General features: G+C 68.0%; 19 protein-coding genes. 6 read left to right on the top strand and 13 right to left on the bottom strand.

The window, feature by feature from the left end; all coding sequences use genetic code 11:
• Window positions 1–55: 55 nt before the first annotated feature.
• From ruvB to L8F96_RS10495, 6 genes are all read right to left on the bottom strand, one after another.
• Window positions 56–1,078 (bottom strand): Holliday junction branch migration DNA helicase RuvB, encoded by a 1,023-nt coding sequence (ruvB, locus tag L8F96_RS10520; protein WP_125945119.1) that lies wholly within the window; start codon window positions 1,076–1,078, stop codon window positions 56–58.
• Window positions 1,078–1,815 (bottom strand): ParA family protein, encoded by a 738-nt coding sequence (locus L8F96_RS10515; RefSeq protein ID WP_334655962.1) that lies wholly within the window; start codon window positions 1,813–1,815, stop codon window positions 1,078–1,080. Before L8F96_RS10515 ends, ruvB begins: the two co-directional genes overlap by 1 nt.
• Entirely contained in the window at window positions 1,812–2,408 is a 597-nt protein-coding gene (ruvA, locus tag L8F96_RS10510; RefSeq protein ID WP_145120618.1) for a Holliday junction branch migration protein RuvA, read from the bottom strand. The genes L8F96_RS10515 and ruvA overlap by 4 nt, the downstream gene beginning before the upstream one ends.
• An 81-nt stretch (window positions 2,409–2,489) precedes the next feature.
• On the bottom strand, window positions 2,490–2,996 hold the full coding sequence (gene ruvC, locus L8F96_RS10505; protein WP_125945116.1) for a crossover junction endodeoxyribonuclease RuvC: 507 nt from the start codon (window positions 2,994–2,996) through the stop codon (window positions 2,490–2,492).
• A gap of 10 nt (window positions 2,997–3,006) precedes the next feature.
• Complete coding sequence (locus tag L8F96_RS10500; RefSeq protein ID WP_046409052.1) at window positions 3,007–3,750, bottom strand: YebC/PmpR family DNA-binding transcriptional regulator; 744 nt, start codon at window positions 3,748–3,750, stop codon at window positions 3,007–3,009.
• A 47-nt stretch (window positions 3,751–3,797) separates the two neighbouring features.
• Complete coding sequence (locus L8F96_RS10495; protein ID WP_334655961.1) at window positions 3,798–4,334, bottom strand: DUF1003 domain-containing protein; 537 nt, start codon at window positions 4,332–4,334, stop codon at window positions 3,798–3,800.
• 96 nt (window positions 4,335–4,430) lie between these two features.
• Between L8F96_RS10495 and L8F96_RS10490 the strand changes: the two genes are divergently transcribed.
• Window positions 4,431–5,888, top strand: a complete 1,458-nt coding sequence (locus tag L8F96_RS10490) for an AAA family ATPase (protein WP_046409140.1) — start codon at window positions 4,431–4,433, stop codon at window positions 5,886–5,888.
• Between the two features lie 18 nt (window positions 5,889–5,906).
• Here the strand turns inward: L8F96_RS10490 and L8F96_RS10485 are convergent, their stop codons facing one another.
• The 4 genes from L8F96_RS10485 to L8F96_RS10470 all read right to left on the bottom strand — a co-directional run bounded on the left by L8F96_RS10485 (window position 5,907) and on the right by L8F96_RS10470 (window position 8,524).
• Window positions 5,907–6,329, bottom strand: a complete 423-nt coding sequence (locus L8F96_RS10485) for a hypothetical protein (RefSeq protein WP_046409050.1) — start codon at window positions 6,327–6,329, stop codon at window positions 5,907–5,909.
• A 47-nt stretch (window positions 6,330–6,376) separates the two neighbouring features.
• A complete protein-coding gene (locus L8F96_RS10480) occupies window positions 6,377–6,643 on the bottom strand; it encodes a DUF2312 domain-containing protein (protein ID WP_125945112.1) in 267 nt (88 codons plus the stop codon).
• Window positions 6,644–6,782: 139 nt separating this feature from the next.
• Window positions 6,783–8,111 carry a metal-dependent hydrolase family protein gene (locus L8F96_RS10475; RefSeq protein ID WP_145120624.1) on the bottom strand — a complete coding sequence of 443 codons (1,329 nt, stop codon included), beginning with the start codon at window positions 8,109–8,111 and terminating at the stop codon, window positions 6,783–6,785.
• Between the two features lie 122 nt (window positions 8,112–8,233).
• On the bottom strand, window positions 8,234–8,524 hold the full coding sequence (locus L8F96_RS10470; RefSeq protein WP_145120625.1) for a DUF1244 domain-containing protein: 291 nt from the start codon (window positions 8,522–8,524) through the stop codon (window positions 8,234–8,236).
• 72 nt (window positions 8,525–8,596) lie between these two features.
• Here L8F96_RS10470 and pyk point away from each other — a divergent pair, with 72 nt between their 5' ends.
• A complete protein-coding gene (pyk, locus tag L8F96_RS10465; RefSeq protein ID WP_145120626.1) occupies window positions 8,597–10,051 on the top strand; it encodes a pyruvate kinase in 1,455 nt (484 codons plus the stop codon).
• Window positions 10,052–10,108: 57 nt separating this feature from the next.
• On the opposite strand, the gene L8F96_RS10460 is transcribed toward pyk, so the two are convergent.
• Window positions 10,109–10,720, bottom strand: a complete 612-nt coding sequence (locus L8F96_RS10460) for an HAD family hydrolase (protein ID WP_314472420.1) — start codon at window positions 10,718–10,720, stop codon at window positions 10,109–10,111.
• A 5-nt stretch (window positions 10,721–10,725) separates the two neighbouring features.
• Window positions 10,726–10,851: a type B 50S ribosomal protein L36 gene (ykgO, locus tag L8F96_RS10455; RefSeq protein WP_003046794.1), complete on the bottom strand. Its 126-nt coding sequence runs from the start codon at window positions 10,849–10,851 to the stop codon at window positions 10,726–10,728.
• A gap of 132 nt (window positions 10,852–10,983) precedes the next feature.
• On the opposite strand from ykgO, the gene L8F96_RS10450 reads away from it, so the two are divergent.
• The 4 genes from L8F96_RS10450 to L8F96_RS10435 all read left to right on the top strand — a co-directional run bounded on the left by L8F96_RS10450 (window position 10,984) and on the right by L8F96_RS10435 (window position 14,185).
• Window positions 10,984–11,583 carry a DUF4136 domain-containing protein gene (locus L8F96_RS10450; RefSeq protein ID WP_046409045.1) on the top strand — a complete coding sequence of 200 codons (600 nt, stop codon included), beginning with the start codon at window positions 10,984–10,986 and terminating at the stop codon, window positions 11,581–11,583.
• Entirely contained in the window at window positions 11,580–12,689 is a 1,110-nt protein-coding gene (locus L8F96_RS10445) for a M14 family metallopeptidase (RefSeq protein WP_334655960.1), read from the top strand. The genes L8F96_RS10450 and L8F96_RS10445 overlap by 4 nt, the downstream gene beginning before the upstream one ends.
• Entirely contained in the window at window positions 12,686–13,144 is a 459-nt protein-coding gene (locus L8F96_RS10440) for a GNAT family N-acetyltransferase (RefSeq protein ID WP_052742518.1), read from the top strand. The genes L8F96_RS10445 and L8F96_RS10440 overlap by 4 nt, the downstream gene beginning before the upstream one ends.
• Window positions 13,145–13,285: 141 nt before the next feature.
• Entirely contained in the window at window positions 13,286–14,185 is a 900-nt protein-coding gene (locus L8F96_RS10435; protein ID WP_334655959.1) for a MipA/OmpV family protein, read from the top strand.
• A gap of 40 nt (window positions 14,186–14,225) precedes the next feature.
• On the opposite strand, the gene L8F96_RS10430 is transcribed toward L8F96_RS10435, so the two are convergent.
• Window positions 14,226–14,999, bottom strand: a complete 774-nt coding sequence (locus L8F96_RS10430; RefSeq protein ID WP_334655958.1) for a hypothetical protein — start codon at window positions 14,997–14,999, stop codon at window positions 14,226–14,228.
• Between the last annotated feature and the right edge of the window lie 121 nt (window positions 15,000–15,120).

The following is a 15,120-nucleotide window of genomic DNA, read 5'->3' as shown; positions in this document are numbered from 1 at the left end:
CGTGGTCCTCTTGCTGTTGAACGAACAAACGCTGCGGTCGACCGACGGCTCCCGTTCAGTCGAACAAACCGTCCTGGCTGCCCGCAGGCGGGTTGAGCCCTAGGTGTTTCCAGCCGCCCGCGTTCAGCACCCGGCCTCGCGCCGTCCGAGCGACGAGGCCAAGCTGGATCAGATACGGCTCGATCACTTCCTCAATCGTGTCGCGCGGCTCGGACAGGCCCGCCGCCAGCGTCTCCACGCCGACCGGGCCGCCGCGATAAATGTCCGCGATCATCGTCAGGTAGCGGCGGTCCATCGCGTCGAGACCCAAGCTGTCGACCTCCAGCCGGTTCAACGCGCGATCGGCCGCGACCGCATCAACCTCGACCACGCCCGCGACATTGGCGAAATCGCGCACCCGGCGCAGCAAGCGCCCGGAGATACGCGGTGTCCCGCGCGATCGGCGCGCAATCTCGGCTGCGCCATCTGGTGCGATATGCAGGTCGAGCAGCGCCGCCGCCCGCGTCACGACCCTGGTCAATTCCTCCACCGTGTAGAATTGCAATCGGATCGGAATGCCGAACCGGTCGCGCAGCGGCGTCGTCAGCAATCCCTGCCGCGTCGTCGCGCCCACCAGCGTGAAGCGCGGCAGGTCGATCCGGACGCTGCGCGCCGACGGCCCCTCGCCGATCATCAGGTCGAGTGCGCGGTCCTCCATCGCCGGGTACAGCACTTCCTCGACTGCGGGTTGCAGCCGGTGGATCTCGTCGATGAACAGTACGTCGCCATCCTCGAGATTGGTGAGCAACGCGGCGAGATCGCCCGACTTGGCGATCACCGGGCCCGACGTGGCGCGGAAACCCACCCCCATCTCGCGCGCGACGATCTGCGCCAGCGTCGTCTTGCCCAGCCCGGGCGGACCGAAGAACAGCACATGGTCCAGCGCGTCGCCGCGCGATTTCGCCGCTTCGATGAACACGCGCAGATTGTCGCGCGCCGCCGCCTGGCCGACAAATTCGTCCAGCCGCTTGGGGCGCAGCGCGGCATCGGCATCCTCGACGCGGCGCGTGGGCGTGATCAGGCGATCGCTATCGGTCATCAGATCTCCGATAGCGTAGTTTCGATCCGGCGCCACAGGTCCGATATTGCTTCCACGCCAGCGGAGCCGCGCGGGGCGTAGGCACCCAGCGGCGCGCGGCGCACGGTCATCGCCTCGAACGCGCTGGTCATCGGGATGACCGGCCAGTCGGTATGCTGCTGCAAGGCCTCACGGTGAAGCGCGCGCCGCCGGTCGACCAACGAGAATACCGGCGCCAGCGTCACCTTCGGGCCCTTCTTGCGCATGACGTGCGCCGCGATGGTGTCGAGCGCGCGCTGCGACAGCGCGGAGGGGATAACCGGCACCACCACCAGATCGGCCGCGCGCATCACCTGATCCGACGTGTCGGTCAGGCCCGGGGGGCAATCGATGATGATCCGGTCGTAATCACCCGCCAGATCCTCGACGAGGCGGGTCAGCCGGCGCTTCTTGTCGATGGCGTGAAAGGCAAGGTCGAGCGTGCGCAGCGAGGCATCGACCGGCAGCAGGTCGAGCCGGTCAAGGGCGGTCGGCCGGATCAGCCGGCGCGGATCGATCTCGCGGCGGATCGCAGCATCGGCCTCGCGCCCTCCCCCGTCATGCCCGAGGATCCAGGTCGCCGCGGCCTGGCCATCGAGATCCCAGAGCAAGGTGCGCCGCGCGGACAGCGTCGCCGCCGCCCAGGCCAGGTTCACCGCCAGCGTCGTTTTGCCAACGCCGCCCTTCAGGCTGTAGACCGCGACCGCGCGGCCGCTCACTTCGCCGCCTTGCGCAGCGCCAGCCGGACGAGCGCGTCCAGCGTGGCGCCCGCACCCAGCTCCTCTTCTGCCGCGGCCACCGCCGCGGTTGCCTCCACCGGGCGGAAGCCGAGGTTGAGCAGCGCCGACACCGCATCCGCGGCCGCACCGATTGGCATCGCCTGCGCCGCCGCCGCCGGGCCCAGAACGATCCCACCCGCCTTGTCCTTCAACTCGCGCACGATCCGCTCGGCCAGCTTCGGTCCCACGCCATTGGCGCGTGCCACCATCGCCTTGTCCTGCGCCGCGATTGCCCGGTTGAGCTCGGCCGGTTCAAGCGCCGACAGGATCGCCAGTGCGACGCGTGCGCCCACTCCCTGCACACCCGTGAGCAGGCGAAACCAGTCGCGCTCCTCGGCGCTGGCAAAACCGACCAGCCGCTGGAAATCCTCGCCGACCAGCATTTCGGTATGGATGAGAACCGCTTCGCCGACCGGCCCTAGCGCCGCGAGTGTGCGCGACGACGCACCGACCAGATAGCCGACGCCATTGACCTCGATCACGGCCGCGTCCGCACTCGTGCTGGCGAGAATACCCTTGAGGTAGGCGATCACCGATGCTGGTCCGTCATGTCGCCCGAACCGTAGCGCCTCGGCGACGACGGGCCAACTCCCGGCGCTCGCAATGCGAAGGTGTCAGCCGCCGGTTTGCAGCCGCCGCATCATCCCTGCCGCGCTCGCGCGATGGTGCGCGTGGCAGATCGCCACCGCCAGCGCGTCGGCGGCGTCCGGGCCCGCGACTTTCGCGCCGGGCAGCAACACCCCGATCATAGCCTGGATCTGGCGCTTTTCCGCGCCGCCGGTGCCGACCACCGCCTTTTTGACCGTGGACGGGTGATATTCACCGATGTCGAGCCCCGCGCCGGCTGCGGCAAGCAGCACCACGCCGCGCGCCTGCCCCAGCTTCAGCGTCGATTGGGCATTGGTGTTGCCCAGCACTTCTTCCGCCGCCGCGCTGTCCGGCCGCTCCGTGCGGATGACGTCGATCAGCGCGGCATAGAGGTTCGCCAGCCGGCGCGGCAGCGGCATGGAGGGGTCGGTGCGGATCTGCCCGTTGGCAACGTGCCGCAGCCGGTTCCCTTCCGCCGCGATCACCCCCCAGCCGGTGGTGCCGAGGCCGGGGTCGAGGCCGAGGATGATCATCGCCGGGCCATCAGCCCAGCTTCGCCATCACCTCGTCGGACACTTCGTAATTGCCCCACACCTGCTGGACGTCGTCATCATCGTCGAGCGCGTCGATCAGCTTGAACAGCGTCGCCGCGTCATTCTCGTCCACCGACACCATCGTTTGCGGCCGCCACGCGAGCTTCGCGCTCTCCGCTTCACCCAGCACCGGCTCGAGCGCCTTGACAACTTCGTGAAGGTCGCCCTGCGCGGTCCAGATCTCGTGGCCGTCCTCGCTCGACGTCACGTCCTCCGCGCCCGCTTCCAGCGCGGCCTCGAACACCTTGTCCGCGTCGCCCGCGCTTGCCGGATAGTTGATCAGGCCCATGCGGTCGAAACCATGGCTGACGGAGCCCGACGCGCCAAGGTTGCCGCCGTTCTTGCTCACCGCGGTGCGTACGTTGGTGGCGGTGCGGTTGCGGTTGTCGCTCAGTGCCTCGATGATCAGGCTGACGCCGCCGGGACCGAAGCCCTCGTAACGGATTTCTTCGTAATTCTCCGCGTCGCTGCGGCTCGCCTTGTCGATCGCCCGCTGGATATTGTCCTTGGGCATCGACTGCGCCTTGGCGGCGTTCACCGCGGCGCGCAGGCGTGGATTCATATCCGGATCCGGCAGTCCCATCTTTGCCGCGACGGTGATTTCGCGGGAAAGCTTCGAGAACATGCCCGAACGCTTCTTATCCTGTGCACCCTTGCGGTGCATGATGTTCTTGAACTTGGAATGACCTGCCATGTGCGCGCCTCTAGCGAAGGTTGGGCGCCCTGCTCAAGCCGCTCTGCTCATCGGCCGGTGCAATTCCGTTCGATCAGTGCCTCGAGCCGGGTCAGCCGGGCGATCACATCCTGGTCCATCTTGCGATGGAGGCGCAGGATTTCGAGCTCCGCGCGAAGGTTCGTCTCGTAATCCAGGGCGGCGGTCAGCCGGTCCTTCGCCGCCTGCCGGTTCTGGCTCATCATGATGATCGGCGCCTGCACCGCCGCGAGCGTCGACAGCATCAGATTGAGGAAGATGTAGGGATAGGGATCGAACACCAGCCCCATCCGCCCCAGCACATTGCTGTTGAGCACCATCCAGCCAAGCAGGACGGCGGTGAAGGCGCCGATAAACGCCCAGGATCCGCCGATCTCGGCGACCCGGTCGGCCAGCCGCTCGCCAAATGTCGCCTGCTCCTCGGCCACGTCGGATGCATCGCGTACGCCGATGGTGCCAGACGCGATCGCTGCCAGGACTCGCTGCTCTTCCTCGTCCAGCGCCTCCACCGGCTTGCCCAGCAGATGGTGGGCCAGTTCCTCGATATCCGCTCGATGCCCGTGCATGATCTGCTCCCGGCTAGCTGCCCGGCGAACCTCCACGATATCCGCAATGCACGCAAACCCTTGCCCCCCGGGGCCGGTTTCGGCCAAACGCATCGCATGACGATAGCGGTGGACATGGGCGCCGATGCCTCGGGCGCGCCGGTCCTGATCGACCTAGAGGAATTGCTGGCCACCCGATTGCTTGTTCAGGGCAATTCCGGGTCCGGAAAGTCGCACCTGCTGCGCCGCCTGCTGGAGCGGTCGGCCGGGCAGGTGCAGCAGGTGGTGATCGACCCGGAGGGCGATTTCGTGACGCTTGGCCCCGCTTATGGCCATGTCGTGATCGAGGCGGCGGACTATGCCGAGCGGGAGATTGCGCGAATCGCCGGGCGCCTGCGCGAACATCGCGCCTCCGTCGTGCTCAGCCTTGAGGGGCTGGAGGCGGAGGGGCAGATGCGCTGCGCCGCCACGTTCCTGTCGGCGATGTTCGATGCCCCGCGCGAACATTGGTACCCCGCGCTGGTCGTGGTGGACGAGGCGCAGCTGTTCGCCCCCACCACCGGCGGCGAAGTGGCGGAGGAGGTGCGCCGCGCGTCACTCTCGGCGATGACCAACCTCATGTGCCGCGGCCGAAAGCGCGGCCTCGCCGGGGTTATCGCGACCCAGCGACTCGCAAAGCTGGCCAAGAACGTCGCGGCCGAAGCGTCGAACTTCCTGATGGGCCGCACCTTCCTCGATATCGACATGGCGCGCGCCGCCGACCTGCTCGGCATGGAGCGCCGCCAGGCCGAATCGATCCGCGACCTGCCGCGCGGCACGTTCCTCGCGCTCGGCCCCGCGGTCTGCCGCCGTCCCAAGACGGTGAAGATCGGTGCGGTGGAGACCAGCGCGCGCAGCGGCAGCCCTAAGCTGACACCGCTCCCCTCCGCCCCGCCGGCGGACCTGCAGGAGCTGATCTTCGCCGAACCCGAGCCGGAGGCAGCCCCCCAGCTGCCGATGGCGTTCGAGGCCCGCCCGCGCCGCGTGCCGGCGGAGGAGATCATCGCCGACATGGCGCGCCCCGCCCCGCTGCCGCCCGAGCCGGAGCGCAGCGAGGAGGAAGTCGCGGCGATCATCGCCGATGTGCTGCGCGCGATCGTCGAGGATGCCGATGCCGCGGGCCGCCCGGCGTCGGTCTTGTTCCAGGATTTCCAGGTCCGCTGCCGGATGCAGGGCCTGTCGCGATCGGGCATCGACCTGGGCGATTTCTCCCGTCGCCTGTCGTGCGCGCGCGCCGGCATCTTCGACATCGCCGATCCCGAATGGGCGGAGGTGATCGCGCTCGCCGGCACGCTGCAGGACGAGATGGTCGGGCCATTCCTGCTTGTCGCCAAGGCGGCGCGTGAGGGCGCGCCCTGCCCCAGCGATGCCGCCTTGGCGGAGACGTACGGCACATCATCGCTCGGCCGCGTGCGGCGGCTGATGGGCTATATCGAAAGCCGCGACCTCATCGTCACCCGCACCGATCTGTCGGGCAAGCGATCGATCACGATCGCGCGGCTCGGCTGGACGACGGCGCCGGCGGAGGCTGCCTAGCCTTCGTTCGGGGGGCGGTCAGCGTTCCTCGCAGCGGATGCGGTTCTTGGCCATGCTGACTTCGGCCTGCTCACCAGGCGCCGCGTCGGTGGTGGCGGCATGCTCGCCCACCGTCATCTCGAATCTCGACGGGCCGCTGATCCTGCAGGCCACTCGCCCCGCGCTCAGCTTGCACGCATCGGCGAAGCGCGCAGGGTCGCCGATTGCAGCGGGGTCGTCGGGCGGGCTCAGCTGCATGCCGACCATCGTCGACCCGCCGAACAGCGCCACGCCCAAGCCCTTCAGCGCACGCGCCTCATAGGCGGGCTTGCCGTTCGGCTGGCTGGCCAGCTTCATCCCATGCTGCGCCGCCATGCGGGCGCAAAAGCCCGCCGCAGGGTCAACGGCCGGTGCCGCTGCGGCAGGCAGCAGAAGCGACAGGACAAGAATGATGGTCTTCATGCCGGCCGCCTCAGCTTAATTTTTGTGACGTTCACGAGCCGTGCGGCTCAGAGCATGCCGAGCGCCTGCATGTACGTCTCGAGGATCATTTCCTCTTCCTGATATTCCTCGCGCTTCTTCTTGCGGATCGACATGATCTTCTTGATCGCCTTGGGGTCGTATCCGCGGCTCTTCGCCTCGGCGAACACGTCCTTGATGTCGTCGGCGATGCCCTTTTTCTCTTCTTCGAGCCGCTCGGCGCGCTCAATCAGCAGGCGCAGCTCGTCCGCCGCCACCTGACCGCCGCCCATGCCCTCGCCGCGTTCTTCAGCCATCTTGAAAACCCCATAAGTGAAGCACCGCCGCTTCACGCGCGAATCGCGGGTGGGGCGGCGGCGCAATTGCCGGACTATCGGTTGCGGCGGCGGCTCCTATGGGATGCCGCCGCCCCAATCAAATCGAAATCGGCGAACTTCAGTCGGCGAGCGGCTTGGCGACTGCCCCCTTGCGCATGACGAAGCGGACACGCTCCAGCTGGCGCACATCGGACAGCGGCGATGCGTCGACGGCGATGATATCGGCCTGCTTGCCCGGTTCGATCGTGCCGATCACATTGCCCTGACCCAGCACTTCGGCCGCCGCGACGGTCGCGCTGCGGATCGCGTCGGCGGGGGTCATGCCGACCTTTTCCACCAGCAAGGCGAATTCCTGCGCATTGTCGCCATGTTTGGAGACGCCGCTGTCGGTGCCGAAGGCAAACTTCACGCCCGCCTTGTACGCGCGGCGGTGGCTTTCCTGCATCGCGGCAGCAGCGGCCTCGGCCTTGGGAATGGTCGCGGGCGGCAGTGCACCGGCACGCGCCTGCGCCACGGCAGCAACCGGGGCGATCTCGGTCGGAACCAGATAAGCGCCCGTCTTCTTGAACGCGGCGATCGCCTCGTCGTCGATGAAGCTGCCGTGCTCGATCGAGTCGACGCCCGCCGCCAGCGCCGCCTTGGTACCCTCGGCGGCATGGCTGTGCGCCGCCACCTTGCGGCCCAGATTGTGCGCCGTGTCGACGATCGCCTTCATTTCCTCCGGCGTGAAGGCGCGGCCAAGCCCGCCCGACACGTTGGAGAGGACGCCGCCGGTCGCAGTGATCTTGATCACCTGCGCGCCGAGCCCGATCTGCCGCCGCGTCGCGCGTACGCAATCCGACGGCCCGTCACAGGTATTCTCAACCGTCTCTTTCACCGCATGGGCGAACGGTTCGGCCAGCCCATTGAGCGGATCGCCATGCCCGCCGGTGACCGAGATCGCGGTACCCGCATTAACGATCGTCGGGCCGACCACGTCGCCGCGATCCACCGCATCGCGCAGCGCACGAATGCTGCGCGGCTCACCGCCGAGGTCGCGAACGGTGGTGAAACCGGCGTTCAGCGTCGCCTTGGCGTTACCCGCGCCATACAGCACGTCGTCGGCGCCTTCGGTATTGAGCGCGGTCAGGCGCGCGCGCAGCGGATCGCCGCCGATGCCGATCAGGTGGACGTGAAGGTCGATCAACCCCGGCAGCACGAACTTGTCGTTCAGCGCCACCAGCTTCGCGCCACCCTCCGGCGGGACGAAGCCGTCACGCACCTCGACGATCTTGCCATCGCGCACGATGATCGTGCTGTTGCCGCGCGGCGCCTGGCCCGGCCGGTCGAGCAAAGCGCCGGCGTGGATATAGGTCACCGCGGGGGCGGCCGCGGGTGCCGGCGCGGTCTGCGCCATGGCCGGCACGCTGACGGCCGCCAGCAACGCGGTCGCGATCATCTTCTTCATCGTTCCCCTACCCCCCTCGGCGCCGCTTCACGCGCGGCGCATTGTTTGACGCCGCCGGCGGTAGAAGAAACAACCCGTGCCCGACAAGCGCGCAAAGGCAGGAAAGTTGCGCAAACCGCCCGTCAGGCGTTCTTCGCGACGCTTTCTTCCATGCGGCGCAACTGTTCGGGGGTCGCCTCCTGCTGATGCTCGGCCTTCCACTGCGCATAGGGCATGCCGTAGATTGCGGTGCGCGCTTCCTCCTTCGGCAGCCCGCCCGCCTCGCCGACCCAGTCGGACAGGCAATTGCGGCAGAAACCGGCCAGCCCCATCAGCTCGACATTCTGCGCATCGCTCCGATGCCGCAGATGGCGTACCAGCCGGCGGAATGCGGCAGCGGCGGCGGCATCGTCGATCGTGTCGATCGGGTCCATTGTCTTCTCCACAGTTGATCGCGACGAGATAAGGGCTAGGGCATCGCGCGGCAAAGCGGAGTAACCGTTTACATGACACGATCGATCATTCGTCGCAGCCGGCAGGTCCGCGTGCTCGCGACGCTCGGCCCGGCGAGCAACACGCCCGACATGATTGCGAAGCTGTTCCTCGCGGGTGCCGACGCCTTTCGCGTCAACATGAGCCACGGGGACCAGGCATCCAAGGTGGAGGTGATCCAGGCGATCCGCGCGCTGGAGAAACGCTATGGCCGCCCCACGACGATCCTTGCCGACCTGCAGGGTCCCAAGCTGCGCGTCGGCCGCTTCGCCGCCGGCCGTGTCGAACTGGCGCATGGCGCCACCTTCGTGCTCGACCGCGATCCCACGCCGGGCGACGCGTCCCGCGTCGAACTGCCGCACCGGGAAATCTTTGCCGCCGTCGAACCGGGCGCGCGCCTGCTCCTCGATGACGGAAAGCTTGTCCTGCGTGTCATCGATCACGAGGCGGACCGGATCATCACCAATGTCGAGGTCGGCGGCACGCTCAGCAACAACAAGGGGCTGAATGTACCCGACGTGGTGCTGCCGATGGCGGCGCTGACCGACAAGGACCGATCCGACCTCGCCTTCGCGATTGACCAGCACGTCGACTGGATCGCGCTGTCGTTCGTGCAGCGGCCGGAGGATCTGGCCGAGGCGCGCAAGCTGATCGGCGGCAAGGCCGCGTTGATGGCCAAGATCGAAAAGCCCGCCGCGATCGACCGGCTGGAGGAGATTGTCGAGCTGTGCGACGGTGTGATGGTCGCGCGCGGTGACCTCGGCGTCGAACTGCCGCCCCAGGCCGTTCCGCCGCTTCAGAAGCGAATCGTCGAGACCGCCCGCCGGCTCGGTCGCCCGGTGGTGGTCGCGACGCAGATGCTGGAATCGATGATCAAGTCGCCCTCCCCGACCCGCGCCGAGGTCTCGGACGTCGCAACCGCGGTGTACGACGGCGCGGATGCGATCATGCTGTCGGCGGAAAGCGCCGCGGGTGACTGGCCGGTCGAATCGGTGGCGATGATGGATGCCATCGGCACGTCCGTCGAACGCGATCCCATGCATGGCGATCGGGTGCGCTTCACCGAAACCCGCCCCGATCCGACCACTGCGGACGCCCTGGCGGAAGCGGCCAAGAACATCGCCACCACGGTGTCGGCAAAGGCGATCATCTGCTTCACCACCTCCGGCTCCACCGCCCGCCGCGTGGCGCGAGAGCGGCCGTCGATCCCGCTGCTGGTGCTGACTCCGCAGATGGAAACCGCGCGTCGCCTGGGCATGTTGTGGGGCGCCCATGCCGTCCACACGCGCGACGTCGATTCGTTCGAGGAGATGGTGGCCAAGTCGAAGCGGATGGCATTGCGCCACGGCCTTGCTGCCGCGGGCGACCGGGTCATCATCATGGCCGGCGTTCCGTTCCGCACACCGGGCGCCACCAACGTGCTTCACGTCGTCAGCATCATCGGCGACGAACTGCACAGCCACAAATGACCGGAGCCGGCGCGCAGGCGGCGCGCCGGTTACCAGCACTTGGCGATCGCGGCGTGACTAGGGAAGCAGCCCCTGGCGCTTCAGTTCGGCGCGCAGCGTCGCGGTGTCGGTAAACAGCACGCCATGCATCCCGACGGCCGCCGCGGCATCGACATTGTCCTGTCGGTCGTCAACGAACAACGCCTCGTCCGGCTTCAGCCCGAACCGATTCAGCGCCAGATGGTAGATCGCCGGGTCGGGCTTCACCAGCTTCTCCGTGCCGGATACGACGATGTCGCGGAACCGGTCGAACATCGCCGCCTCCCGTTCACGGAAGGGCGCGAAGAATTCGTCGCTGAAATTGGTGATCGCGAACAGCGGCACGCCCGCTTCGTCCAGCGCGGCGACCAGTCCCGGCATGCCGTCGATCGGCCCGGGGATCTGCTCCGAAAAGCGCGGTCCCCATTGCGCGATCAGATCGGCATGATCCGGGAATTGCGCGCACAGCTCCGCAGACGTCTCGGCAAACGGGCGGCCGGCGTCATGCTGGAAATGCCACTCCTTGGAGCAGACATCACGCAGAAATACGTCCAGCGCCTCATCATCGGTGATGAGGCGCCGGTAGAGGACCTTGGGGTCCCAATCGTACAGGACGTTGCCGATGTCGAAGACAACGGCAATCGGCCGCATTCGAATCAGCCCTGGCGGGCCTTGAAGCGGCGATTCGTCTTGTTGATGACATAGGTCCGGCCGCGACGACGGATGACGCGGTTGTCGCGGTGGCGGTCCTTGAGCGACTTCAGGCTGTTGCGGATCTTCATGGCGGATTCGCTTCTATAAATGGGCGTGTCTGGAAAGCGTGGCCGCCTAGTGCCTGGCCCCTTGCAAGTCAAGCCGGAGCCGGAGATCACGCGATGCGTTGTAGCAGCGTAACGACAGTGGGGAGAACGCAAATGCGCAAGATCATGATCGCCGCGGGGCTCGCCGCGGCCCTCTCCGGCTGTGCCACCGGGCCGACTCGCTTTCCGGTCCAGGCCACGCGCTATCATTTCGACGCCATGACCGATCGCGGCACGATCGCGGTCGAGCCGCTGACCGGCAGCGGCACCGCCAGCATCGAGTACAAGACCTATGCCGCCGCGGTGCAGACCGAATTGCTGCGCCTCGGCTTCACCGCCCCGCCCCCCGGCCAGACGCCGCAATTCCTTGCCACGGTGTCGTTCAGCCGCGCTCCGGGCATGCTGCCCCCGCGCCGCTCGCCGGTCTCGATCGGGCTGGGGGGCGGCGGCATCAGCGGCGGGCGCGGCGGCGGCGTCGGCCTTGGCGGCGGGGTCAGCTTCCCGGTCGGCGGCAGCGGCGCGCGCGAAGGCGTGGTGACCGAATTGTCGGTACGTATCCGCCGCGGCCCCGATGCCGTGTGGGAGGGGCAGGCCCAGTCGCTGACCGACCTCGCCTCCCCTGATGCCGACACCCCGGCGATTGCCGCCCGGCTGGCCCGCGCGCTCTTCTCCGGCTTTCCCGGCGACAGCGGGCGCACTATCGAGGTGCCATGACCCTCAGCATCAACGCCGCCTTCGACAGCGGCAACATTCGTCTCGTCGGGATTCAAGGCGATCGTGTCGATCTGGAGATCGTCCGCGACGCCGAGTCCGATTTCTACCAGTGGTTCTATTTCCGCGTCGCCGGAGCGGCCGGGCGCCGCCTGACGTTCCGCATCCTGAACGCGGGCGGCTCCGCCTATCCGTTCGGCTGGCCCGGTTACCGCGCGCGCGCCTCGACCGATCGGCAGGCGTGGCGCACGGTCGACACGCGCTATGCCGATGGCGTGCTTGAATTCGACTGGACCGGCGACGCGCAGGTCGTCTGGTTCGCGTATTTCGCGCCCTACACGATGGAACGGCACGCCGATCTGGTCGCGCGCATCGCCGCGCGGCCCGGCGTCACCCATCGCGAGCTGGGCGTCACGCTGGACGGCCAGGCAATCGACTATTTCCGCCTCGGCACCGGCAAGACGCAGGTCTGGGTCTATGCCCGCCAGCATCCCGGCGAATCGATGGCCGAATATTGGATGGACGGCGCGCTCGACTGGCTGACCAGCCCGGCGGCGGCGCGGCTGCTGTCGGCTGCGACGGTGCATGTCGTGCCCAACATGAACCCGGACGGCACGCACCGCGGCCATCTGCGCACCAATGCAGCCGGGGTGAACCTCAACCGCGAATGGCACACCCCGACGCTGGAGCGCAGCCCGGAGGTCTATCATGTCCTCGCCGCGATGGACGAAACGGGCGTCGATTTCGCGATGGACGTGCACGGCGACGAAGCGATCGCCGCCAATTTCATCGCCGGGTTCGAAGGCATTCCGTCGCTCAAGCCCGAACAGGGTGATGCCTTCGGCGAATTCGGCCGGCGCCTGGCGGCGCACACGCCCGATTTCCAGACCGAGCTTGGCTATGAGCGCGCCCAGGCCGGCCGCGCCAATCTCTCGATGTCCACCAACCAGCTCGCCGAGCGGTTCGGCGCGGTCAGCATCACGCTGGAAATGCCCTTCAAGGATCACGACGCCAACCCCGATCCCGAGTTCGCCTGGTCGCCCGAGCGGTCGGCACGCCTCGGCGTGGCGTGCCTCGAGGTGCTGGACGAAATGATCGCCGGGCGATGATGGAGTTGCGCGAGGGCGGGCTGGACGATCCGCGCGTCCTCGCGCTGGTGGCGCATCATCAGGCGGAGGCGCACGCCTCGACGCCGTCGGAAAACGCCCATGCGATGAACGTCGACGGCCTGCGTCATCCCGACATCAGCTTCTGGGGATTGTGGGAGGGCGAGGATCTGCTCGGCATTGCCGCCCTGCGCGCGCTGGCCAGCGATCATGGCGAGATCAAGTCGATGCGGACCGCGCCGGTCCACCTGCGTCGCGGCGTTGCGCGCACGCTGCTGACGCACCTGATCACGCTCGCCCGCACCCGTGGGTACACACGCGTCAGCCTGGAAACCGGCACCGCGCCGATGTTCGACGCCGCCAACCGCCTGTACGAGGCCGCCGGCTTTACCGATGGCCCGCCCTTCGGCGGCTATCCCGAAAGCCCGCACAACCGCTTCATGACCCTGTCGCTATAGCCATGCTGCCGCCTGACCCGGCCCGGCGGTGGATAAGCCATTGTCTTTGCATCGCGATCATTTAGTTTGCGCACAACTTACCGAGGCCGTTCGTACCGCCTGCTTACCGGCGCGGGCGCTCGGCCAGCGAGAGGATTGCTGATGCGCTCATTCCCCGCCGCCGCGGCGCTTGCCCTTGGCGCCACCGCCTTTGCTCTTCCCGCGGTCGTTCAGGCCCAGGCGCCGGTGCAGACACCGCCCATCGTCGAGGCGCCGCCGCTGAACACGCCGCCGGGCGGCCCACCCCCCGGCCGGCCGCCTGCCCTGCCCGGCGCCGACGGCTGGAGCATAACGATCGGCGTCGCCCCGGTGCTCAGCCCCGTCTGGCAGGGCTCGCGCGACACGGCGCTGTCGCTCTTCCCGGACCTCCGCTTCAACTACAAGGACGTGATCTTCGCCTCGATCCCCGAGGGGCTGGGCTGGAATGCGATCAACGGCGACGGCTGGCGCGCCGGCCCGCTGGCCAAGATTCGCTTCGGTCGCGACGAGGAACGCGGCGGATCGCCCTTCCTCATCACCGGCGGCAGCGACGCCCTGCTGGGCCTTGGCGACGTGAGCGCGGCGGCCGAAGTCGGCGCCTTTGCCGAAAAGCGCGTCGGTCCGTGGCGCGGCCGCCTGGAGGCACGACGCGGCTTTGGCGGGCATGAAGGTGTACTGATCGATGGCTCGATCGCCTATCAGGCACGCCTCGGCCGCACGAGCATCAGCTTCGGCCCGCGCGCGACAATCGCCAGCGCGGATTACATGCGCACGTATTTCGGGATCGATCCGGCGCAGTCGCAGCGTTCCGGCCTGGCGCCCTATCGGCCGGGTGGCGGGCTCTTATCGTTCGGCGTCGGCAGCTCGGTCGTCCACCCGCTCGATCGGCGCAGCGTGCTGACGCTGTTCAGCGGCCTCGATCGGCTCGGCGGCGAACCCGGCGATTCCCCGCTGGTGCGCGAGCGCGGGCGGCGGATGCAGTTCACGCTTGGGCTTGGTTACGGCTTCCGCTTCGGCCTGTGATGAGCGGCCTGTGATGAGCCTCCCGTGACGAGGGCGGCGATCAGCGGGCGCGCCGTGCGCCCGCGATCGCCCCGCCGATGATCAGGACGGCCGCCACCGCGACACCGCCGGCCACCAGCGAGGATTGCTGCCCGCCAGCGGCAAAGATCGCCGCCAGCGCCCACAGGAACACCGCGGCATAGGGCAGGTTGCCGCGCCCGCGCACCAGCGCCGTCGCGCCGATTGCGCCCGCCACCACTACGATGATCGCGCCGATCACCGATGCCGATTCGCCTGCTTCGACTCCATGGTAGCGCAGCGCGGCGGCGATGTTCACGGTCGTCGCCACCGTCAGCCACGCGGCCAGCGCGCACAGCGGCAGATACGCCAGCCAGCGCTCACCCGTGGTCAGCTGCCGGGCAGAGGACAATGTGCGATAGCAGACCAGGAGACACCAAAGCGTCGCGCCGATGATCACCACCGAAATCGCGCTCAGGCCGAACACCTGCGTATAGGCCGCCCAGAGCGCATTGCCGAGGAACGCGCCCGCCGCCGGCCAGCGCAGCCGCTGGATCAGCGGATTGTTTCGCTGCGCCGGCAGCGCCTGGTAAATCGCGAACAGCGTCGACCCGGTATAGAGCGCACCCCAGATCGAGAACGCCCAGCCCGCTGGCGTGATGATCGTTCGCACCGAATCCGATTGCGATCCGATCGGCTCGCCAATGCCGAGCGCCGGCATCACCGGTGTCAGGATCTGCAGCGCGGCGGCGATCAGGACGGCGATCACGGCCGTGTTGACGGTGCTTCCGGCACCGGGATGAGAACGGGTAGCCATGTCGCCGTAACGATCCCGGCCCAAACTCGTTGCACGTCCGATTCGATGACGCCCGGCGCGCGCTCGCCTCGACTGCCGCTTCCCGCTAGCCTGCGGCGTCGCGCCTACCGGCGCCGATTCG

Origin of the sequence: Sphingomonas panaciterrae (assembly GCF_036890205.1) — a bacterium.
GTDB classification, from domain to species: Bacteria; Pseudomonadota; Alphaproteobacteria; order Sphingomonadales; family Sphingomonadaceae; genus Sphingomonas; species Sphingomonas panaciterrae.
Note: the sequence above shows the minus strand (reverse complement) of the source record. Positions and strands in the feature narration are given on the sequence as shown.